We start from the raw sequence: 26,464 nt of genomic DNA on the forward strand, positions 1-26,464 counted from the left end.
ACGATAGCGCCGTCACAATTTGTCGCATTTTGTTATTAGCGGCCTTGTTCATTAACGTATTTGCCGCAACCTGTCGCAGCTTCCCACTGGAATTGCATCGCATTTTATATGCATCCTAAGGTATGGTTCGTATTAATACGAATGGATCGGGGCTTCCCGCGAGTAGCAACTCTGGAATGATTGCAGCTTGCAGGCCGTGGCCACGAATTCGAGAAATCGACGGTGGGGGTTGGCGGGATCATGGCTGAGAAACGCTCGTCCGGTGAACAGAAGGCCCCCGGCAAGAAGGCCGGCCGCCGGAAAAACGCTCTGCCCCCGGCGAAGCACTCGCTGCGCCTGACCCTCGAACCCCGGATGGTGTTCGACGCCTCCGTGGCCGCCACGGCGGTGGACGTCGTCGATCACACGCGGGACGCCCTCACGGACCCGGTGAAGGCGACGGAATCCCACGACCCGGCCGAACCGGCGCATCCGGCGGAGAGCGACGCCGGCCACGCGGCGGACTCGACGACCTCCCAACCCGCCCAGCTTCCCGCCGACGACCATCAGCCGGCCGGGGAGGGGGCTGCCGCCTCCGCGCCGTCCACTCCGGTTCAGCGGATCGTGTTCGTCGATCCGCGGACGGAGGGCGCCGCGGAGGCCGCCTCCGCCTTCGGTCCCGACGCGAAGATCGTCACGCTCGACCCGTCCCGCGACGGAATCGCGCAGATCAGCGCGGCGCTATCCGGCCAGACCGGTTTGCAGGCCATCCACATCCTGTCGCACGGCGCGGACGGGGCGCTTCCCGCCGGCCGCGACAGCCTGACCACCACGGCGCTGAGCGGCCGCGCCGACGAGGTGGCGTCCTGGCGCGACCATCTGGCGGACGGTGCCGGCATCGAACTGCACGGCTTCGACTCGGCGAGCGCCAAGAGCCAGCTGCTCGCCAAGACCCTGTCCGACCTGACCGGGGCGGAGGTCTCCTCCACCGAGGATCTGGCGGCCCACGCCGCCCCGACTGCCGTCTCGGCCGGCCGTGAGATCGTCGTCGTCGATTCGCGCGTCCAGGATTCCGCCACGCTGCTGGCCGGGCTGGCGTCCAACGTGGAGACGCTGTTCATCGGCGCCGACGAGGATGGGCTTGCCCGGATTCGGGATGCGCTGGGGTCGGGCGGCGTGTCGTCCTTGCAGATCATCGCCCACGGCTCGTCCGGCACCATGACGCTGGGCCGCGACACGCTGACGGCGGACGCGCTGTCCGGGTCCCTCGGCCAGGAGATCGCCGGGTGGAAGTCGGGGCTGGCGCCGGGGGCGGACATCCTTCTGCTCGGCTGCGACATCGGGCAGGACGAGGCGGGGCGTGCCTTCATGGCGCGGCTGGCCGACCTGACGGGGGCCGACATCGCCGCCTCCGACGACCCGACCGGCGCGGCCGCGCGCGGCGGCGACTGGGTGCTGGAGCGCTCCACCGGCAGCATCGAGACCGGCGTGGCGCTGTCCGCCGACGCGCGGGCGGCGTGGGACGGGCTGCTGGCCGACCCCACCGTCACCCTGCCGGCGGGGCCGCTGGCCGCGACCGAGGACACCCCCCTCGCCATCACCGGCGTCAGCGTCGCCGACGCCGACGCGACCGACACGCTGACCGTGACGGCCAGCGTCGGGAAGGGCACGCTGGCCGTGACGGGCACATCGGGCGTCACGGTCGCCTCGGGCGCCGGCAACCGCTCCGTGACGCTCAGCGGGACCTCGCAGACGGCGATCAACGCGGTGCTGGGCAGCCTGCTCTACACGCCCGACGCCAATGTGGACAGCAGCGACACCCTGACGGTGGCGGTCAACGACGGCAGCGGCGGCGCGACCGTCACGAAGACCCTCGCCATCGGCTTCACGGCGGTGAACGACGCGCCGACCCTGTCCACGCCGACGGGAACCTTCTGGCCGACGCACGTCGAAGGCTCCGTCCCGGTTGCCGTGAACGCGTCGATCACCATCGCCGATGTGGACGATGCCAACCTGACGGGTGCCACCGTCGCCATCACGACCAACTTCCTGGCCGGCGACCAGCTGAGCTTCACCAACCAGAACGGCATCACCGGAAGCTACGACGCCGGCACCGGCGTCCTGACGCTCAGCGGCAGGGCCACGGTTGCGCAATACCAGGCGGCCCTCCAGTCGGTCACCTACAGCACCACCAGCGACGACCCGGCGCCAAACGCCGTTTACCGCCGGATGACGGTCACCTTCACGGTCACCGACGACAACAGTGGGCAGGGCGGCGCGGGGACCTCCGCCAGCATGACCTCCACCGTCGACGTGGTCGGGAGCAACGACGCGCCGACCCTGCCGACCGTTGGCGCCACCCTCGACGGCATCAACGAGGGCGAGACCGGCGGGACCGGCACGCTGGTGTCCGATCTGGTGCAGCGGCTCGGCATCACCGACCTGGACAGCATCAACGGCAAGGGCATCGCCATCACCGGGGCCGACTACAGCCACGGCAATTGGCAATATTCGCTCGACAACGGCACGACGTGGCGCGACATCGGCGCGCGCTCGGATTCCAACGCGCTTCTGCTGTCCGGCGGGGCCAACAACCGCGTCCGCTTCGTTCCGACCGACGGCAACTGGTTCGGGACCGCGGCCCTGACCGTCCGCGCCTGGGACGGCAGCGACACCACCGGCCAGGACCACCGCAGCGGCGACGGCGCCGACGTGCGGTCGAACGGCGGCGTCACCGCCTACAGCCGGGACACGGCGACGCTGACCCAGACCGTCGCCAACGTGAACGACGCGCCGGTGCTGACCGTCGGCACCATGAGCAAGGGCGCGATTCTGGAGGACGCCGGCTACGACGATACGGCCAATCCGGGGCTGGCGGTGACGGCCCTGCTGTCGCTCGACCGCACCAACGATCTGATCACCGACATCGACGGCGACCGCGTCGGCGTCGCCATCACGCTCGTCAACGGCCTGTACGGCACCTGGCAGTACCAGCTGGCCGGCGCCACGGGCTGGACCAATTTCCCGACGACCATCGCGTCGGGCGACGCGCTTCTCCTTCCCCACGACGCGACGGTCCGCTTCGTGCCCGGGCCGAACATGTCGGGCGAGGCGCGGCTGACCTACCGGGCCTGGGACGAAACCACGGGCAGCGCCGGCGCCACCATCACCGTCGGGACCACCGGCGGCACCAGCGCCTTTTCCACGGGGACGCGCACGCTGGTCCTGCCGGTGACCAGCGTGAACGACGAGCCCACCGCCACGGCCAGCACGCTCTACACCGACGAGGTCACGGCACGGTCGGGCGACGGCGTCGAGATCACCCTCGGCGACCTGCGCTATTACGACGTCGACAACTCCCCGGCCCAGATCACCTACCGCGTCGAGGCTCTGGCCTCCGACGGCGAGCTGCTGAAGCTGGTCAACGACGAGTGGGTGAGCCTGGAGGTCGGCTCGATCTTCACCCAGAAGGACATCAACAGCCACGCGCTGCATTACCGCTACACCGGCAGCGACCTGCTGGCCAATGCGACCCAGCAATTCCGCTTCACCATCCGCGACGGCGCCGGCGCCGTGGTCGGCGACCAGAACCCGTCGGCCGCCGCCGATCCCTACGCCTGTCTGACGGTGCGGATCGAGGACAAGAACGCCGCGATCTCCATCGGCACCGGCTCGGTCAGCCACACCGAATATGTGGTGGGCCGCAACAGCGCCACCACCGACATCGACCTGAACATCTACGACGCCGACGGCGCGGCGCCGGACGGGCTGCGCACCATCACAGTGAAGCCGGCGACGCCCGCCACCCTGGGCCACCTGGAATACAGCCTGGACGGTGGCACCACCTGGAACACCCTGTCGTCCCAGACCGGCTTCTCCGGCAGCGACGCCGCCGCGCTGAAGCTTCGCTTCGCGCAGACCGGCAACGAGCCGGAGCCGCGCACCGACGGCACCAACGCGCTGGTCAGCTTCGACGTGGCGGCCAGCGACGGGCGCGGCAGCAGCACCACGCGCACCGTGTCCATCCGCATCGTTCCCGTCAACGACGCCCCGACGATGGACCCGGCCGGGCAGTCGCTGACCCTGTCGGAGGGGGGCACGCGCGCGCTGAACAGCGGCGGGGTGCTGAACCTGGGCATCATCGACACCGACAGCAACACCGCCAGCGCGACCTACACGATCAAGATCGCCCCGACGAAGGGCTGGCTGTATCTGAACGGCACGCGGCTGGGCGTCGGCGCCACCTTCACCCAGCAGGACGTCACCGACGGCAAGGTCACCTACCGGCACGACGGCAGCCAACCGTCCGGGACCGGCGTCGGCGAGGACAGCGTTACCTACTACCTCCAGGACGGCGACGGCGGCCAGATCACCGGCACCCTGTCCATCGACGTGACCCCGGTGGACGACCCGCCGGTTCCGGCCAGCGCCGTCCGCTACATCCAGGTCGGCACCTCCGGCCCGATCAACGCGAGCAACCTCTTCCCCACGGACGAGGACACGCAGCCCGCCAACCTCGTCTACACCATCACCGACGAGACGGTCGGCCACGGCTATTTCGAGGTGGACGCGGCCGGCGACGGCAGCTGGGTCCAGACCACCACCTTCACCCAGGCGCAGGTCGCCGCGAACCGGGTGCGCTTCTTCCACGAGCCCGCCGCGACCGGCTACGACCCGGCGAGCGAGGCCGGCACCTACAGCATCACCTACACGCTCGCCGACGCGACCACGGCGGTCACGGGGCAGACCCTGTCCATCGTGCTGTACGTCACCGGCGGCCCCGGCGGTTCGGGCGGCAACTCGCTGCCGGAAATCGCCGTCAACAAGGGCCTGACCGTGGCGGAGGGCAGCACCACCGTCCTGTCCAAAACGGTCCTGTCGGCCACCGACCGCGACGCCAACGACCCCGCGGCAAGCCTGCGCTACACGGTGACCGCGTGGCCGGTGAACGGCACGCTCTATCTCGACGGCGTGGCCCTGGACGGCTCGCCCGGGAACGACGGCTTCACGCAGGGCGACATCGACGCCGGCAAGGTGACCTACGTCCACGACGGTGGGGAGACGCTGGCCGACGGCTTCTCCTTCACGGTGTCCGACGGGCACGGCGGGACCACCGGGGCCGCGACCTTCAATGTGATCGTCACGCCGGTCAACGACGCGCCCACCATCACTCCGGCCGGCCCGGTTACCCTGTCGCTGTCGGAGGAGGACACCGGGACCCCCGGCGACGCCACCAAATTCGACCTGACGGACGTGGACAACGCGGTGAAGATCACCACCGCGCAGCTCACCGCCAACGACGTGGACCTCTGGCCGGTCGCCACGACCACGCAGTTCGCCTACAAGATCACCACCGCCCCCGGCGGCGGCACGGTCAAGCGGTGGACCGGCACGGCCTGGAGCAGCCTGGGTGCGGGCGACTATTTCACCGCGCAGGACGTCATCGACGGCAAGGTCGCCTACTTCCACAACCCGGCCATGGAGCCGGACAGCATCACCGGCCTGTCGCGCGACCGGCTGGTGGTGGAGCTGTACGACGGCGGCACCGACCCGGCCACCGGCGCCGCGGCCAAGAGCGCGCCCCAGACCATCCTGCTGAACGTCGCCAACGTGAACGACGCCCCGACGGCCTGGGGCGCCACGCGCAAGCTGGACGAGGGTGGAACCATCACCATCACGTCGGGGAACATGGGCCTGTCGGACACCGACACCGACGTTTCGACGCTGCGCTACAAGATCACCAGCCTGCCGGGCGCCAACACCGGCGTGCTGTGGCTGGACGCCGACGGCGACGGCGTGCGCGACGCCGGGGAAGACGTGGTTCAGGGCCAGATCATCACCCAGGCGGAGGTGGCCGCCGGACATCTTAAATACACGCACCTCGGCAACGAGAGCTTCAACGACACCTTCAAGTTCCGCGCGGTCGAGCCGGGCGCCGGCGGGCTGGAGAGCGCCGCCGCCACCATCACGCTGCGCATCAAGCCGATCGAGGAGGCGCCCAGCATCACCGGCAGCCTGCTCGCCACCGGCTATGAAGGGCAGCAGATCGTCCTGACCCCGGCCGTGCTGACGGGCCTGGATCCGGAAAGCTACTACCCGACCGACCCGACGCTGACCCCGAAGCCGGAGCTTCTGCAGTTCCGCCTCTACCGGGCGGTGGCCTACGGCAAGCTGGTGCTGGACGACGGCGCCACGGTCACTCCGCTCGGCATCGGCAGCGTCTTCACCATGGCCGACCTGCTGGCCGGCTACGTCAAGTACGTGCACAACGGGTCGGAGGACCACGCCGACAGCTTCTCCGTCATTCTGTCGGACGGCAGCGGCCTCGCGGAGCCTTTCACCACCGTCAACATCGCCCTGACCAGCGTCAACGACAGCCCGGTGCTGACCGCGCCGTCCGACTACGCCACCGACGAGGACACGTCGGTCGCCCTGACCGGGATTTCGGTCAGCGACGTGGACGCCGTGGCCGGGCAGGGCGGCGACGGGCTGCGGGTCACGCTGTCGATCCCGGCCGGCACCGGAACGCTGGGCTGGACGGACGCCACGGGGATCAACATCGTCTCCACGGACGGCAACAACGCCACGACCATCGTCCTGGAGGGCACGCAGGCGCAGCTGAACGCCTGGCTCGCCGACATCCGCTACACGCCCACGGCCAACCTCAACAACGACCGCAACGGCGGCCCCGTGTCGCTGACCATCACCGTCAACGACCTGGGGCACTGCGGCACCGACCCGTCGGTGCTGAACGGGCTGACCGGGGTGGGCGGCGCGCTGGCCGGGCAGACCGTCACGACGCCGGAGACCGGCGACACCACCAGCCAGGCGGCGACGACGGTGATCCGGATCACGGTGCGTCCGGTCAACGATCAGGTGGGCATCGCCGACGGCGGCACCGCCATCGGCGGCACCTACAGCGAAGCAGACGGGACGGCCATCACCTTCGTCACCGGCGCGGTCGTCACCGACATCGACCTGGGCGACGTGGCCGGCGCCAGCTTCTCCAACGGCCAGCTTCGCGTCACGCAGGACGTCCTCGTGACGGGCGACGTGCTGTCGGTCAACAGCCAGGGCACCGCCACCGGCCAGATCAGCCTGTCCGGCAGCACCGTGAAGTACAATTTCGGGGCCGGCGCGGTCGCCATCGGCACCATCGACGCGTCCCTGAACGGCGTCGGCAACCCGCTGCTGATCAAGCTGAACGGCAACGCGAACGCGGAATCCGTCCAGGCGCTGATCCACCAGCTGACCTTCAAGAACACGACCAACAACCCGGACGACCTGGGCGCCCACAAGACCCGTCTCCTGACGGTCAAGCTGGACGACGGCGGCAACCGCGGCAGCGGCAACAACAGCACGGCCTCCATCAGCGGCACGATCACCATCAACGCGGTGAACAACGCGCCGGATCTGTCGGTGACCGGCCACACGCTGGCCGCCATCAACGAGGACGTGGCCGACGCCGCCAACACCGGCACGACGGTGACGGCCCTGCTGGCCTCCCGCACGGCTCCGGTGGACACCGACAGCGCCAGCCTGGGCATCGCCATCACCGGCGTGACCAACAGCAACGGCGTCTACCAGTACAAGATCGGCAACGGCGCCTGGACCAACATCCCAACCAACCTCGACACCGCCGGCCACGAGGTGCTGCTGCTGGGCGCCAATGACCGCATCCGCTTCGTGCCGGACGCCTACTACAACGGCACGGCGACGGGCAGCGTCGGTTTCCGCGTGTGGGACGGCAGCGACCAGCATGTGGCCGGCGACCGCGTCCTGAACGTCACCGGGGACGTCAACGGCGCCTACTCCAGCGGGACCTCCACCGCCACGGTTACGGTCAACGCGGTCAACAACCGGCCCGACATCGCCGGCGACGCCAACAGCGCCCTGACCGCGACGGAAACGGGCAGCAGCACCAACTATGTGACGCTGCTGAACGGCACCGGACTGACCGTCACCGATCCGGACCTGCTCCACGGCGCCTACGCCGACGGCACCTTCAACCGCTACAACGCGACCATCGAGGTCAAGCTCGACGCCTACCGACCCGGCGACGAGCTGTCCTATCTGGCGACCGCCGACAGCGCCTTCTCCAAGATCATCGTCACCTCCGACGGGGTCGGCAAGCGGCTGCTGCTGACGCTCGACAAGACCGTCACGGCGGCGGAGGTGGCGACCATCCTCGCCAGCCTGCGCTACCGCAACGTCGGCGACGACCCGACGGTGCGCGGCACCGACGCCGACCGCGCCTTCACCGTCACCTTCAGCGACGGCGGCAACTATGGCATCAGCGGCGCCTTGAGCGACAGCGTGACCGGCACCATCACGCTGGTGGGCGAGAACGACGCCCCGTTGCTGGTCACGCCCGCCAACCTCGCCACGATCAACGAGGACGACACCGGCAACAGCGGCACGCTGGTCTCCACCCTGTTCGACAACACGGCGAGCCGCGTGGACAACCCGACGCTGGGCATCGTCATCACCGGCGTGGCCGACACCAACGGCCGCTACCAGTACAAGGTCGGCACCGATCCCTGGACCGACGTGTCCACGGCGCTGGCTGGCGGCAACGCGCTGTGCCTGGACGAGACCGCCCGGATCCGCTTCGTCCCCAACGCCGACTACAACGGCCCCGCCACCGGCACGGGCGGGATCACCTGGAAGACCTGGGACAAGAACGACGGCGGCGCCAGCGGCAGCCTCGTCACGCTGGCCAGCGTGACGGCCAACGCCGGCGCGCTCTATTCGACGGACAGCGCGACCTCCGGCATCGCCGTCCGCGCCATGAACGACAAACCGGCGATGGTCGGCACCGTCACCAATCCGACCTCGTCCGAAGGGACGGGCGCGACGGTCCCGGTGGCGCTGCTGAACCTGACCAACGTCACCGACGCCGACTTCCTGTACAGCGGCACCAGCTTCGCCGGCGGCACCATCACGGTCACGCTGACCAACAACTATCTGGCCGGCGACACGCTGCTGGTGGACAGCGCCGCCTCCCACCCCGGCATCGCGTCGGACAGCGATACCAGTTCCACCACCGGCACCCTCGTCATCACGCTGAACAGCAGCGCCGACCGGGCGGAGGTGACGAACATCCTGAACGCGCTGCGCTACTACCACAACAGCGGCGACCCGACCGCCAAGGGCACCAAGCTCGACCGCACCTACACGGTGACCCTGAACGACGCGGAGAACGTCACGGACAGCGGCGTCGCCAACGCCGACCGGCCGGGCGCCCTGTCCGACACGATGACCGGCACCATCGAACTGGCCGCGGCCAACGACGCGCCGGTGGTCGACCTCGACGGGTCCGCCAGCACGGGCAAGGACAACCGCGTCACCTTCACGGAAGGCGCCAACGCCGCCAACACCCCGGTCCTGCTGTCGCCCGCCGGCACCATCACCGACGTGGACAACACCCGGCTCAGCACCATGCTGCTGACCGTGGGCAACCTGAAGGACGGCAACCAGGAGGTGCTGCGCATCGGCGCACACGACTTCGCGCTCGCCACCGACGTGACCACGGCGGTCACGGTGACGGTCGGCGGCGTCGCGTTCGACGTGACCTACGTCTACGATGCCGGCACGGCCACGGGCGTCTTCACCATCCTGCCGCACACGGGGAACGCGGCCGCGATCACGGCCTACCAGACGCTGCTGCGCGGGGTCGCCTACACCAACGCCGCCGGCTTCGACACGCCGACCGACGCCGACCGCACGCTGACGGTGCAGGTCAAGGACGCCGGCCTGGACGACACGTCGGCCTCCACCATCGCGAACAACAACGTGACGAGCAGCAACGCGCCCGTCGCGACCATCGACGTCAACCCGACCAACGACCAGCCGATCATCACGGGCCTGACCGCCACCAGCTTCCTGGAGGACACGGTCAAGGCCGCCCCGCAGCGCCTCGACGCCAACGGCGTGGTCACCATCGACGACGCCGACAGCGCCGACTACACGGGCGGCACGCTGACCGTCGCCAACCTGATCGCCGGTCAGGACACGGTGTCGCTGCCGACCGCGCCCAGCGTGGCCGACGGCGCGGTCCGCCGCACCGGGACGAGCGTGGAGTATTACGACACCAACGCCTGGGTCGTGGTCGGCAGCATCGGCACCGGCGCGGGCCAGACCGGCGTCGGCGAATCCTTCGTCGTCACCTTCAACGCCAACGCCACGAAGCCGCGCGTCGCCGCCGTCATCGCGGCGCTGACCTACCAGAACAGCTCCGACAACCCGACCGTCAACCGGACGCTCCAGGTCACGCTGACCGAGGCCGGCGGGTCCGGCACGCCGCAGACGGCCAACGTCGCCGTCACCGTGAACCGGGAGAACGACGCGCCGCGCGTCACCGCCGGCAACGTCACGGTGAACGAGGGCTCGCCCACGCTGGCGCTGAACGGCAGCAACGGCAACATCACGGTCAGCGAGGTCGACGGGCTCGGCAGCACCGACCTGCTGACGGCGACGGTGACCATCGACCACGGCACCTTCACCAACGTCGGCGGTACCGGCGGCAGCGTCAGCGCGCTGAACCAGAACACCCTGACCCTCAGCGGCATCTCGCTGACCGACCTGAACAGCCGCCTGAAGGCGCTGACCATCGCCTACCCGGCGGTGTCCGGTGCGGCGGCGGACGACTGGAACGGCGTCATCACGGTCACCGTGGTCGTGCAGGACCAGGGCAACATCGGCTCCCGCCCGTCGGCGCTGGAGGGCGACGGTGGCGACGCCTCCATCGGCAACGGCGACTTCGACTATGTGGACGGCAGCAGCGCCGCCCTGAAGGCCACCCGCCAGTTCACCATCACGGTGAACGAGGTCAACGACACGCCGACCGCCAGCATCACCAGCGGCTACACCGTCAACGAGGACACGCCCCTCGCGCTCGGCACCAAGCTGTCGGTGGGCGATGCCAAGGACCTGCCCTTCGGCACGACCGCCAACGATATCGTGACCGTCACCGTCGACGTCGCCACCGGCAGCGGCACGCTGACTCTGGCCGACGACGCCTCCACGGCGGGGCTGGACGAGCGGACTCTGCTGACCGGCGGCAACGGCGCGGCCAGCCTGACGCTCAGCGGCACCATCGGGCAGATCAACACGGCGCTGAAGAACTTCACCTTCGCGCCGACGACCGACTACAGCGGCACCGCCAAGCTGACCCTGACGATCAACGACGGCGGCAACGGCGGCACCGGCGCGCAGAGCGGTTCCACCTTCGTCAACATCGTCGTCAACCCGGTGTCGGACGCGCCGACGCTGACGCCCCACGACGTCACCGGCAACGAGGACACGGCGATTCCGCTGTCGCTGGTGCTGGGCGAGACCGACGCCGTGGGCACGGACGAGACGCTGAGCGTCGTCATCTCCAACATTCCCACGGGATGGGTGCTGAAGTCCGGCGGGGCGACCGTGACGGTCACCAACGGCACTTCCGCCGCCATCGCCTGGAATCCGGCCGCGCCGCCGTCGCTGACCATCCAGCCGCCCGCCAACTGGAATAGCGCCCGCGACAACAGCGGAAACCCGATCACCCTGAACGTGGAGGCGCGCAGCTCCGACCAGGGCGCCGCCTACGCGTCGACCTACGGCACCTTCACCGTCACCGTCACGTCGGTGGAAGACGACCCGGTCGTCGCGGACGACACGGTCGGCTCGGTGACCGAGGACACGACGCTGACCTTCACGGACAACGTCCTGTCCAACGATTCCCAGTACGACGAGCTTCAGGCGCTGCGCGTCACCAAGGTCGGCTCCACCGGCGTCGCGGCCGGCGGCTCCGTCACCGTGACGGGAAGCCACGGCAGCCTGCTCATCAACAGCGACGGCAGCTACACCTACACGCTCGACAACGCGGCGGCGCAGTCCATGCGCACCGGGCAGACCTTCACGGACAGCTTCACGCTGACCATCGACGACGTCTACACCAGCAACGGCGCGGACGCGCCGGGCGCGGCGAAGACCAGCACGCTCACCGTCACCATCCACGGGCAGGACGATGCGCCGGTGGTCGACCTGAACGGGGCGGGCAACGGGGTCGATACCTCGCTCGCCTTCGTGGAGGTGGCCGGCACCGACAACGGGCCGGGCACGGCGATCTGGCCGAACGCCACCATCGGCGACGTGGACAGCGCCAACCTGACCAAGCTGGTGATCACCGCCTCCAACATTCAGGACGGCAACGCGGAATTCCTGCGCATCGGCGGCACCGACTTCGCGCTGAACACGTCCGTAAGCAATGTCGTGGTCGGCAGCTACAAGGTGACGGTCAACGCGTCGGGCGCGACCAAGACGATCACCATCGTCCCGTCCAGCGGCACGGCCACGGTCGGCGCCTTCCAGACGCTGCTCGCCGGCATCACCTACCGCGACACCAGCGACCAGCCGACGACCACCCTGTCGCGCGGCTTCGTCGTCACCGCGACGGACGCGGGCGACCTCGACACCAGCGGCTCCGGCGGCAAGCTGACCTCGGCCAACGCGACGGCGACGGTCACCGTCACGGCGACCAACGACGCGCCGGTGGTCGATCTGAACGGCGCCACCAGCACCGCCGATTACAACGCGTCGGTGACCTTCAACGAGCCCGCGAACCAGACCCACACCGCCGTGTCGATCCTGTCGGCCGGCGTGGTGGCGAGCGACCTGCTGTCCGATCTGGACGACACCAACCTGCGCGAGTTGCGCCTGACCGTCGGCGGCGTCGCCGACGGAGCGGACGAGCGGCTGGAGGTCAACGGCACGTCCGTCCACCTCGACACCGGAACCACGACCACCGTGACGGTGGGCGGCGTCACCTTCGACCTGACGGTGACGACCGGCACCGGCACGGCCACGCTGGTCTTCACGCCGCACGCGCCGGCCACCAGCGTGGCGCTGACGAGCTATGAGACGCTGCTCGCCAGCATCGCCTACAACAACCTGTCCGACAACCCGACCGCCGGGAACCGGACCATCGACGTGAGCGTGCTGGACAACGGCGCCGGCATCGGGCTGACGGCCGCGACCAGCAACACCGCGCGCTCCACGATCAACGTCGTGCCGGCCAACGACCAGCCGCGCCTGATCGGGCTGCCGGCCAGCGTCACCTTCCTGGAGAACGCCGTCAACGACGCGCCCCAGCCGTTGCTGACGCCGGCCCAGGCGGCGGCCTTCTCCATCACCGACGCGGACAGCCCGACCTTCTCCGGCGGCACGCTAACGGTGAGCGGCCTGAACGCCCAGGACCGCCTGTCGCTGCCGACCGGCGCGACGGCGGCCGAGGGCGCCATCCAGCGCAGCGGCACCAGCGTCCAGGTCTACACCGGCGGCGCCTGGGTCACCTTCGGCAGCATCGGCACGGCCGCCGGCCAGACCGGCGTCGGCGAAACCTTCGTCATCACCTTCAACGGCAACGCCACCAAGGCGCGCGTGGAATCGCTGGTGAAGGCGCTGACCTTCGCCAACCCCTCCGACACGCCGGTGACCAGCCGGACGCTGAACCTGCTGCTGTCCGACGGGGCGGCCGGCGGCACCACCCAGGGCGTGAACGTCTCCGTCGGCATCACGCCGGAGAACGAGGCGCCCGACATCCAGGCCGTCAACGTCACGGTGGACGAGGGCGCCGGCACGCTCGACCTGACGAACGCGGTCGGCAACATCCGCGTCACCGACCCGGATTCCGGCGCTTCGGCCGTCTACAGCGCCACGATCACGGTCAGCAACACGGCCATCGGCATCGCCAGCACCACCACGGGCGGCACGCTCGGCCATCCGCAGGCCAACGTGCTGACCATCACCGGCGCCACGCTGACGGAGATCGCCAACCACCTGAAAGCGCTGCGCCTGACCTTCCCCGACGTGGACGGGGCCGGCGCGGCGACCGCCGCAGACTGGCACGGCAATTTCACCGTCACCGTCGTCGTCAACGACGGCGGTGGCGGCGGGCAGCAGCCGACCGCGCCGCGCGGCGCGGCGGGCGCCGACACCGACAGCGCGACGGCGGATCCGGGCGACTACGGCTTCGGCACCGGCAACAGCATGGTCACCACGCGCACCATCGCGGTGACCGTGAACCCGCTGAACGACACGCCGACCCACGCCGGCCCGACGGCCGCGACCGTGCTGGAAGACGGCGTTCTGGTCTTCGACGGCGGGGCGGCCGCCAGCCATGCCGGCGTCCTGTCCATCGACGACGCCCGGGATCTGGCCTTCGGCGACACGGACAGCTTCACCGTCACGGTGGGCGTCACCCAGGGCACCGTCACCATCGGCGGGGTCACCGCCGGCACCCACAGCGGCGGCGCGACGGTTGCCGGCAACGGCACCGCCAGCCTCACCCTGACGGGCAGCAAGGCCCAGGTGAACGCCGCGCTGGCGGCGCTCAGCTACTCACCGCTCGGCGACTACAGCGGTCCCGACACGCTGACCCTGACCGTCAACGACACCCGCAACGGCGGCACTGGCAGCGGGGCGGAAACCAACACAGCCGTCCACACGGTGTCCATCACCGTGACGCCGGTGTCCGACCAGCCGGACCTGATCATCAACAGCACCACCAACCCGGCCGTGGCGGTGACGGTCACCGGAAACGAGGACACGGACATTTCGCTGGCCCTGTCCGCGACCGAGACCGACACGCGCGGCGTGGACGAGGATCTGACCTTCGTCCTGACCGGCATCCCGGCCGGCTGGGTTCTGAAGAACAACGGGGTGGCCCTGACGCTGACCGCCAGCGGCAGCACCTTCAGCACGGCCGAGCTGTCGGCCGCCATGCTGCCGAACCTGTCGATCCGTCCGCCAGCCGACTGGAACAGCACCGACCACAGTTCGCCCACGCTGGGCATCACGGTCTACAGCTCCGACCAGGGTGCGGCCAAGGCGTCGCGCAGCGGCTCGATCATCGTCAACGTCGCCAAGGTCAGCGACGACACCGTCGCGGTCGCCGACACCGACAGCATCGACGAGGACACCGCCAGCGTCTCCAAGACCGCCGCGACCGGCGTGCTGGTCAACGACAGCGACGTGGACCTCGACCAGACGCTGCGGGTGAAGGGCGTCGTCGCGGGGGCCAACGGGGGCACCGCCACGACCGGCGTGGGCACGGCGGTGGCCGGGCAGCACGGGGCGCTGACGCTGAACGCCGACGGCTCCTACAGCTACGCGCTGAACACCGCCGCCGCGCAGGTGCTGCGCGCCGGGCAGAGCTGGACGGACGTCTTCACCTACACGGTGAACGACACCGACAACAACGGCGCCGGGGTCGGCACCCCGCAGACCGCCACCCTGACCATCACCATCACCGGCAGCAACGACGCACCCGTCGTGACGCTGGACGGGCAGGGTGCGACCGCCGTCACCCAGACCTTCCGCGAGAGCAGCGGCCCCCACGATTCGGCCAACGTCCTGTCCCTGTTCGGCGCCGCCGTGACCAGCGACATCGACAGCGCCAAACTCAGCGGCGTCCAGATCGCCTGGATCGGCGTGAAGGACGGTGCCAGCGAGGTTCTGACCATCGGCGGCGTCGCCTTCACCCTGGGCAGCAGCGCCGGCCCCACCGCCGTCGCGGGCGGGACCTTCACGGTCACGACCGACGTTGCCGCCAAGACCGTCACCATCCTCCCGGCCGGCGGCACCCGCACGAAGGCGGAGGTGCAGGCACTTCTGCGCGGCATCACCTACGCCGACGCCAGCGACACACCCGACACCTCCACGAATCGCGTCTTCACCCTGTCCGTGACGGACGCCGGCACCGACGATGCGCAGGCGAAGAACGGGACCGGCGTGCTGGGCAGCGGCACGGTCACCTCCACCGTCACGGTGGTCGCCGTCAACGACGCGCCGACCGTCACGGTCAGCAACCTGACCGGCAACGGCTACACGCTGAACGAGGACAGCACGCTGGCGCTCGACGGCGCGTCGGGCCGGCCGAAGATCGCCCTCGCCGACGTGGACGCCGGCAGCGCCACGATGGAGGCGACCATCGCCTTGACCAGCGGCCCCGGCACGCTGACCATCAACGGGCTGAACGGCGCCACGGCGGTCGGCAACGTCACCAGCGGGACCAGCGTCACGCTGCGGGGCACCGCAAGCCAGCTCAACGCGGCGCTCGCCACGCTGAGCTACTTCGCGGGCACCGACGTCAACGGCAGCGCCACGGTGACGGTCACCGTCAACGACCTGGGCAACAGCGGCGCCCGCACGCTCAGCGGCACCGTGGGCGGCGACACCGACAACAGCGCCGCCGATCCGGGCGACTTCGCCTACGATGGCGCCTCAGCCGCCATCGTCACGACGCGCAGCTTCGCGCTGACCGTCGCCCCGCTGAACGACCAGCCGACCTTCGTGAACCCGCCGGCCACTGCCGACGTGGACGAGGAGGGCACCGTCCTCTTCAACGGTGCTGCCGGCAACCCGGCGGTCTTCCAGATCGCCGACGCGGCGGACGTGGCCTACCCCAGCGGCACGGACGCCTTCACCGCCACGGTGACCGTCGGCACGGGCACGGCCTCCATCGCCCATGTGGACGCCAGCAACCGCCACAACGGCACCGGCGCCACGGTGACCGGCAACGGCACGGGCGCGGTCACCATCGCCGGCACACTGGCGCAGGTGAACGCCGCGCTCGCGGATCTGGGCTACACCGCGCCGCTGGACTACAGCGGCACGGTCACCCTGACCATGAACGTGGACGACCACAATTACGGCGGCCCGTCGGGCGCGCCGACCACCCGCAGCACCAGCACGACCATCACCGTGCACCCCGTCTCCGACCAGCCGGGGCTGACCGCCGCCAACGTGTCCGGCAACGAGGACACGGACATCCCGCTGTCCATCACCGACACCAACACCGATACAGTCGCTCCGGCGGAGACGCTGACCTTCGTGCTGAGCGGCATCCCCGCCGGCTGGGTGCTGAAGGACAACGGCGTGGCGCTGACGCTGACCGCCGACGGCAACGGCACCTTCAAGACGGCCGAGCTGTCGGCCGCCGAACTGCCGAAGCTGGCGATCCGTCCGCCGGCCGACTGGAACAGCACCGATCCGGGCAACCAGTCGCCGACGCTGACGGTCACCGCCTACAGCTCCGACCAGGGTGCCGCCAAGGCGTCGCGCAGCGGGACCTTCACGGTCACGGTCAACAAGGTCAGCGACGACACGGTCCCGACCGCCGACACCGACACCATCGACGAGGACACGGCCAGCGTCTCCAAGACCGCCGCGACCGGCGTGCTGTTCAACGACCAGGACGTGGACCGCGACCAGACGCTGCGGGTCAAGGGCGTCGTCGCCGGGGCCAACGGGGGCGCCGTGACGACCGGCGTGAGCACGGCGGTGGCCGGGCAGCACGGGGCGCTGACGCTGAACGCTGACGGCTCCTACAGCTACGCGCTGAACACCGCCGCCGCGCAGGTGCTGCGCGCCGGGCAGAGCTGGACGGACGTCTTCACCTACACGGTGAACGACACCGACAACAACGGCGCCGGGGTCGGCACCCCGCAGACCGCCACCCTGACCATCACCATCACCGGCAGTAACGACGCCCCCGTCGTGGATTTGAACGGGGCGCTGGGCGGCCGCGACACGACGCTGACCTACACGGAGGTGGACGGCACCGACGCCACCACGGGGGCGGCGCTCTGGCCGAACGCCACCATCACCGACCCGGACAGCCCGAACCTCGTCCGCCTGACCATCGCCGCGACCAACATCCTGGACGGCAACAGCGAGCTTCTGCGCATCGGCGGCACGGACTTCGCGCTGGGCACCGCCGCGACCGGCACGGTCACGGCGGGCGGCACCAGCTTCGCGGTCACGGTCGCGGTCAGCGGCACGGGTGCCACCATCACCATCACGCCGGACGGCGCCGCCACGGCGATGGCGCGGGCCGACGCGCAGACCCTGCTGGCCGGCATCACCTACCGCAACGTCTCCGACGACCCGGAATTCGCGACCAAGCGCGGCTTCGCCGTGCAGGTCCGCGACGCCGGCTCGCTCGACAACGGCGCTCCGGCCGGCACCCTGCTCGACAGCAACACGCCGAGGGCCGAGGTCACGGTCGTCCCGACCAACGAGGCTCCGGTCGTCGATCTGAACGGCAGCGCGGCCGGCGCCACCGTCCGGCTGACCTACGCGGAAGCCGCCAACGGCCCCGAGCCGGAGCTGGCCATCGCCCCGGACGCCGTCCTGTCGGACGTGGACAACCGCAACCTGACCCGGCTCGTGCTGACCGTGGAGGGCCTGACCCACGCGGAGTCCGAGTATCTGACCATCGGCGGGACCGCCTTCGCGCTGGGCACCGACGTGGCGGGTCGGGTGGTGGACGCGGGCGCGCTTGGCCGGTTCAGCGTCGGCATCGCCACGGTGAACGGCGCCCGGCAGGTGGACATCCGCCCAATGGACGGCGCCGCATCGGCGACCCAGGCCACGCTGGGCAACCTGCAAGGGCTGCTGCGCGGCATCACCTATCGCAACGCCAGCGACGACCCGACCGGCACGCGCACCATCCATGTGCAGGCGACCGACGCCGGCACGGACGACGCCGTGGCGGTGGACGACGAGCGGGCGAGCAACCCGCCGACCGTCACCATTGACTTCACCCCGGCCAACGACAAGCCGCGCCTCAGCGGCCTGAACGCCGTCACCTTCCGGGAGAACGTCGTCAACGCCGCGCCGCAGGTGCTGGACAGCGCCGTCACGCTGGTCGACCTCGACAGCCCGACCTTCAACGGCGGCGGCCTGACGGTCAGCGGCCTGCTGGCGGAGGACCGCGTCGGCGTCACCGGCGACTTCCGCCTGAACGGCACGGACCTCCAGCGCTTCGACGGGACGGGCTGGGCGACCATCGGCACGGCCAATGGCGGCACGGGCAACGGCGCCCCCTTCACGGTGACCTTCACCAGCCCCATCGCCACACCGGAGGTGGTGCGGTCGCTGGTCCAGAGCCTGACCTACGCCAACGTTTCCGACACGCCGACGCGCGACCGGACGCTGACCATCACGGTGGACGACGGCGTCCCCGGCGGCACACTGGCCGGGGCCGACATCGCGGTCACCGTCCTGCCCGACAACGACGCGCCGGTGGCCGACCTGAACGGCGCCACCGCCGGGACCGACCACGCGGTCACCTTCACCGAAGCGGCCAACGCGCCGAGCACGCCGGTCCTCATCGCGCCGGACGCGACCCTCGCCGACCTGGACGACACGGCCTTCAGCGCCATGCGGCTGGTGGTCGGCGGCGTGCGCAACGGCGACGCGGAGATCCTGCGCCTGCCGACCACCGGCGGGGCCGGCTTCGTGGACGTTCCGCTGGGCGCGGCGGGCAGCGCCACGGTCACCATCGGCGGTGCCACCTTCACCGTCGCCACGGCGGTGAACGGCACCCAGACCACGCTGACCATCACGCCGGCCAGCGGCACCGGCCAACCCATCGCCGCGTGGCGGACCCTGCTTCAGGGCATCGCCTACACCAACACCGACGACGCGCCGCTGGGCGCCAGCCGTACGGTCGAGGTGCAGGTGACCGACGCCGGCAGCGTCGGCCCGCTGGCGGTGGAGACCAGCAACCGCCCGGTCACCACCATCACCATCCAGACGGTGAACGACGAGCCGCGCTTCGCCGGCAGCTACCAGGACGTGACCTTCGCGGAGAACGCGGTCAACCTGATCGGCGGCGCGCCGGCCGCGCTGATCGCCAACCCGGCGGCGGTGTCGCTGATCGACGCCGACAGCCCCGACTTGCGCGGGGGCTTCATCCGCGTGAGCGGGCCGGCGCCGGACGACGTGCTGTCGCTGCCGATCGCCCCGGCGGCGGCGGAGGGTGCGGTGCGCCTGTCCGGCAGCACCGTGCAGGTCTGGTCCGCCGGTGACTGGCGAGCGATCGGCACCGCCAGCGGCGGCAACGGCGGCACGCTCCGGATCGACCTGAACGGCGCCGACGCCGCCACCTACGCCACCATCGCGAACGTCGAGCGCGTGGTGGAGGCGCTGACCTACCAGAACGCCAGCGACCGTCCGACCACCGGCCAGCGCACGCTGACCATCACGGTGGATGACGGCGACGGCGGCACCGCCGGCGCGGCGAGCGTTCGACTGACCGTCACGCCGGAGAACGACCGGCCGACCATCGGCAACTTCGGCGCCAGCGGCCCGACCTTCACGGAGGGCGGCGCGCCCGTCCTGCTGGACCGCGACGCCACCCTGGCCGACGCGGACATCGGCGACGCCACGGGCGGGCCGAACGACTACCGCGGCGTGGTGTTGACCTTCCAGCGCAGCGGCGGCACGCCGAACGCGGAGGACGTCTTCGGCTTCGCCGGCAGCGCGGCCAGCGCCGGCTCCCTCTACGCCAGCGGCACGGAGCTTCGCCTCGCCGTCGGCACGGCGGATCCGTCCGACGACCTCGTGATCGGCACCATCGACGCGCGCACTCCCGGCGTGCTGAGCGTCACCATCGGCGGCACGACGGCGGTGACGCAGGCGCAGGCCAGCCAGATCATCCAGGCGGTCACCTACGCCAACAGCAGCCTGAACGTGGACAGCGTGGCGGCGCGCCCGGTGTCCATCGACCTGACCGTGGACGACCGGCGCGGCTCCACCAGCGTGGACCAGGGGACCGGCGGCGCGCTGACCGCGACCGCCGCCACGGCGGTGACCGTCCTTCCCGTCAACGACCCGATCCGCATCGGCGCCCCGGCCGTGCTGACCCCGGTCACCTATGACGAGAACGCCCCGGCCCAGCGCCTGTTCGACGACGCGCAGGTGACCATCACCGACACCGACAACGCCACCTTCGACGGCGGCGTGGTCACCGCGTCCTTCAAGAACGGCAGCGGGCGGGTCGACGACCGGCTGGTGGTGACCGGCAGCGGCGACGCCGCCTCCCACGGCATCAGCCTGTCGGGCAGCGACGTGCTGTGGAACGGCGCCAGCATCGGCACGCTTTCGGGCGGCACCGGCGGCGCGGACCTGAGCATCGCGCTGAACGGCAACGCCACCCCGGCGGCGGTGCAGGCGCTGGTCCGCCAGATCGCTTTCGTCAACGGCAGCGACGACCCGGTGGGCGGCGCCAACGCGCTGCGCACCGTCGCGGTCAGCGTGCGCAACGGCGCCGATGGGGCCGCGACGACGCAGACGGCGGCCGACCTGTTCACCAACACGGTCCAGGTCGCGCCGGAGAACGACGCCCCGGTGCTCGACCGCGCCGACGGCAGCATCATCCTCGGCACCACCATCGCGGAATGGAATGGCAGCGGCACCTACGCCGGCACCGGCGACAGCGTGGCGGATCTGGTCCGGACGCTGGGCGCCGACGCCCACGACCTGGACAACCGGACGGGCGGCGTCGGCACGCCGAACGACGGGCTGGGCCTTGCCGTCACCGGCGTGACGAACGCCGATGGCGTGTGGCAGTACTCCACGGACGGCACCCGCTGGACCGCCATCCCCGCCGGCAGCTCGGCCACGGCGGCGCTGCTGCTGAACCCGACCGACCGCGTGCGCTTCGTGCCCAACGCGCAGTTCAACAGCGACCTGCGCTCCCCCGACGCCACCGCGCGGCTGACGCTAAAGCTGTGGGACCGCACCAGCAACGGCACCGACACGACCGCCGACGACCGGCTGACCAACGATGGCGACCGCAACAAGGGCGACAACGACCAGTTCAGCGGCTCCACCGTCGTGCTGGTCGCCCGCGTCAGCCCGGTCAACGACGCCCCCGTCAACTCGGTCCCCGGCACCCTGACCGGCATCAAGGAGGACACCGCCGTCACCTTCACCGGCGCGAACCGCTTCGCGGTCGCCGATGTGGACGTGAACGAGAATCCGGTGGCCGCCAATCGCACCCTGACCGTCACCTTGACGGCGCAGCACGGCGTGCTGACGCTGGGCGACGCGGCGGCGCGCGGGGCGGTGAGCTTCGGTACCGGCGACGGCGTGGGCGACGCCACGGTGACCGCGACCGGCACGCTGGACCAGATCGAACGTCTGCTGGCCTCCGTCACCTACCAGGGCAACGCCGACTTCAACGGCGCGGAGACCATCACCATCACCAGCGACGACCGGGGCAATTACGGCTCCGGCGGCGCGCTCCAGGACGTGGACACCATCCGCTTCACGGTGGAGGCGGTGAACGACGCCCCGACGGCGACCTCCACCGCCGCCGTGGTCCTGGCCCCGGTGGCGGAGGACATCGACAGCGCCGCCAACGGCGGCGCGCGGGTCGCCGACCTGTTCGCGGCGCGCCTGACCGACAGCCCCGACGCGGTGACCGGCGGCAGCAGCGCCAATCCCTTCCAGGGCATCGCCATCGTCGGCGCCACCGCCGACGCGGCGAAGGGTCAGTGGCAGTACCAGCTCGGCGGCAGCGGCGCCTGGACCGATCTGGGCGACCGCTCGCTCGCCACGGCGCTGGTGCTGGGGGCGAACGACCGGCTGCGCTTCCAGCCGGCCGGGAACTTCAACGGCCCGGCGCCGGATCTGGCCGTCCGCCTCGTGGAAGAGGGCGGGGCGGCCGGCGGCACGGTCGTGGACCTCAGCGCGGCCACGGCCACCGGCGGCACCAGCCATTACGCCGACGCGGCGAACCAGCTTGCCCTGACGACCAGCGTCACGGCGGTGAACGACCGCCCGGTGGTCACCGGCAACGGCCCCGTCGCCATAGCCGTCGTGGAGGACAGCAGCCCGGCCGGCGCCAGCTTCGCCAGCCTGCTTTCCGGTCGCTACACCGACGCGACCGACAACCAGACCGCGCTCGGCGGCAGCGGCGACGCCACGCCGCTCAGCTTCGTCGCGGTGGTCGGCAACGGCGTGCGGGACGGGCAGGGCGCTTGGCAGTATCTCGCCAACGGCACGACCTGGACGACCATCCCGACCACCGGCCTGACGTCCGGCTCGGCGCTCGTCCTCGCGGCCGACACGGCGGTGCGCTTCGTGCCGGCGGCGGACTTCCACGGCACGCCGGGCGCGCTGACGCTGCGGCTGGCCGACGGCTCCGCGAACCCGGTGAGCGCCAGCGCCTCCGCCGACGACCTCAAGAACCTGTCCGCCGATGGCGGCGCGGGGGCGACCGGCCGCTGGTCGCTGGGAGCCGTGGCGCTCCAGCCCACGATCACCAACGTCAACGACGCGCCCACCGCCACCGGCACGGCCACGCTGCCCGCCGTCGCGGAGGACACGCCGACCGGCGCCATCCCCGGCGCCACGGTGGCGAGCCTGTTCGGCCCGCTCTACGGCGACGCGGCGGACGACCGCACCGGCGTTCCGGGCGGTGCTGACGCCTCCACCCACACGCTGGCCGGGGTCGCCATCGTCGGCAACGCCGCGACGGCCGACCAGGGCCAGTGGTGGTATTCGACCGACGGCACCAGCTGGACGGCGCTGCCGTCGGGCCTGTCGGACACGAACGCGCTGGTCCTGCCGACCACGGCCAGCCTGCGCTTCGTGCCCAACGCCGACTGGAACGGCACGCCGGGCGGCCTGACCGCGCGCCTGTCCGACGCGCCGGTGAACGCCGTGGCCACCGGCCAGACGCTCGCCATCGGTGGGAACAACTCCTGGTCGGCGGCCACGGTCTCGCTGGTCACCTCCGTCACGGCGGTCGAGGACGCCATCGAGGCGGCCAACGACACGAACGGCATCCTGGAGGACGCCGCCGCCCCGGTCACCGGCAACGTGCTGTCCAACGACCGCGACCGCGACGCGCTGGGCACCATCGCCCCACAGACGCTGACCGTCACAGCCATCCAAGGGGCGGGAGCGACCGCCACGACCGTGGATGCCAGCGCGGACAAGGGCGTCACGGTCGCCGGCCGCTACGGCAGCCTGACCATCAAGCCGGACGGGACCTACAGCTACGCGCTGGACAGCAGCCTCGCCGTCATCCAGCAGCTCCGCGAGGGGCAGACGCTGACCGACGAGGTCTTCACCTACACGGTGGACGACGTGCTGGCCGCCGACGGCAGCAGCGCCGGCGGCGCTCCGGTCACCCGGACGCTCGGCATCACCATCACGGGCGTGAACGACGCCCCGGTGGCGAAGCCGGACACCGGCGCCATCGCGGAGGACGCGACGGCCCCCGCCACCGGAACCGTCCTGACCAACGACCTGGAGATCGACGCCAACGATCCGGGCACCGTCACCGGCGTGGCCTACGGCAGCACCACGGGCACGGTGGGTGCCGGCCTGCGCGGCGGCTACGGCACGCTGACCATGGGGGCGGACGGCGCCTGGACCTACGCCATCGACAACGGCGTTCCGGCGGTCCAGGCCCTCGCCCGCGGGGAAACGCTGACGGAGACCTTCCGCTACACCGTCACCGACACGGCGGGGGCCACCAGCGCCTCCACCCTGACCATCACCATCACCGGCACCAACGACGCGCCGGTGATCGGCACCACCACGGCGGCGGGTGCCGTCACGGAGGATGCCGCGACCGGCACGCTCACCGACAGCGGTACGCTCGCCTTCACCGATGTGGACCTGACGGACGCGCATATCGTCTCGGCCGCCTTCGTCTCGACCAGCGGCGCCAGCCAGCTCGGCACCCTGACCGCCGTCCGCACGGCGGACACGACCGGGACGGGCGACAAGGGCGTGATCACCTGGACCTATGCGGTGGACAACGCCGCCGTGCAGTTCCTGGCGGTCGGACAGACCGTGACGGAAACATACGCGGTGACCGTGTCGGACGGGCAGGGCGGGACGGCCACCCGCAATGTGACGGTTACGATCACCGGCACCAACGACGCGCCCACCGTCGTGGTGGCCAAGCTAACCGGCGCGGTGACCGAGGACACCGGCACCGGCACGCCCAACGGCACGCTCAGCGACACCGGGACCATCAGCTTCGCGGACGTGGACCTGACCAACACCCACACCGTCACCTCGGCCTTCGTGTCGACCACCGGCACGGCCCCGCTCGGCACGCTGACCGCCGTCCGCTCGGCGGATACGACGGGCACGGGGGCCGGCGGCGTGGTCGCCTGGACCTACACGGTGGACAACGCCGCGCTGCAGTTCCTCCGCCAGGGCCAGACCATCACGGAGACTTACGCGATCACCGTGTCGGACGGGCAGGGTGGCACGGTCACCCGCAACGTGGACGTCACCATCACCGGCACGAACGACGCGCCGACCGTCACCGGCGCCCCGCCGACCGCCTCCGGCTTCGCCGGGCAGGCGATCGCGCTCAGCGTCGATCGGGGCCGCTTCGCCGACGTGGACCAGGGCGACACGCTGACCTTCACGGCGACGCTGGCCGACGGCCGTCCGCTGCCCTCCTGGCTCAGCTTCGACGCCGCCACCCTGAGCTTCCGCGGCACCCCGCCGCAGGAGGCCGCCGGCACGCTGGCGCTGACCCTGCGGGCCACCGACACGGCGGGCGCCTCGGCCACGCTGGGCGTCACCTTCACCATCACGGCGGAGGTGCAGCGCGCCGAGGCTCCGCTCGCCGCCACCCCGGCCGCGACCACGTCCGCCGCGGCGGCGCCGGTGAACCCGGTCGCCACCGCGTCGCAGACGCTGATCACCGGCGTCGGCAACTCCACCCCGACCGCCGCCATCGTCACCGGAACGCCGGCCTCGGCCGACGCGCTGACCACGGCGGTCGCCACCGCCAACACGATCAGCTCCGTCCAGACCGGCGACAACGGCGGCTTCGGGTCCAGCGCGGTGGCGGAGGCCGGCCGGCTGAACATCCAGGGCAGGGGCGAGCTGTCGTCCTCCGCGATCTTCCGGCAGACCAGCCAGGCCAACGTGGAGCTGTTCCTCGCCGGGTCGGTCGGCAACCAGACGCTTCTGCCGCAGCAGCAGACCAGCTTCCAGGTGCCGAAAAACGTCTTCCGGCACACCAACCCCGGCGAGCGCCTCGACTATCAGGCGACCCGTCCGGACGGCAGCCCGCTGCCGAACTGGCTGCAGTTCGACGCCCAGAACCTCGCCTTCCGCGGCGCGCCGCCGGCCGACGCGCGCGGCGCGCTGGACATCGTCATCGTCGCCAAGGACACGCGCGGCAATCAGGCGGCGGCCCAGTTCCGCGTGCTCGTCACCCAGGACCTGACCACCCAGACGCCCATCGGCGACGGCCGGGGCCAGCAGCCGGGCCAGAACCAACCCGGCCCCAACCAGACAGGCCCCAACCAGACAGGCGTTGAGCAGGGCCAGGGCCAGCCCCAAGGCCAGCCGGCCGGGCAGGGCGAGGGCGAAAACCAGCCGCAGGCCAACGGCGAGCGGCGGGCGGATGCCGGGGTGCCGGACTCCATGGAAGGCGCCGACGCCTGGACCGGGGCTGGGACCGGTGCCGGCCGCAGGATGGCCGACGCCGGACCGCTGGCCGGCCGCAGCTCCTTCACCGCGCAGCTCCACGCCGCCGGGCGGCCGGGGCTGCTGGCGGAGGCGCGGGCGCTCCTCGACTCGCTCCTGCTGTCGGACGACGACCGCAACGCAGCCTGATCACAACCGAACCAATCCACATCCATCCATAATCACCCGCATGAGT

The 26,464-nt window shown here is 71.0% G+C and carries 1 protein-coding gene; it reads left to right on the top strand.

Annotation, left to right across the window (positions count from 1 at the left end):
- Positions 1 to 240: 240 nt before the first annotated feature.
- Positions 241 to 26,418 carry a cadherin-like domain-containing protein gene (locus ACSVC7_RS25780; RefSeq protein WP_448207610.1) on the top strand — a complete coding sequence of 8,726 codons (26,178 nt, stop codon included), beginning with the start codon at positions 241 to 243 and terminating at the stop codon, positions 26,416 to 26,418.
- The last annotated feature ends 46 nt before the right edge of the window (positions 26,419 to 26,464 follow it).

The sequence above is a fragment of the Azospirillum mesophilum genome (assembly GCF_053470405.2).

What these genes read in the sequence shown, in the direction of transcription:
- ACSVC7_RS25780 (WP_448207610.1), top strand. Translation starts at nt 241, where the DNA reads ATGGCTGAGAAACGCTCGTCCGGTGAACAGAAGGCCCCCGGCAAGAAG.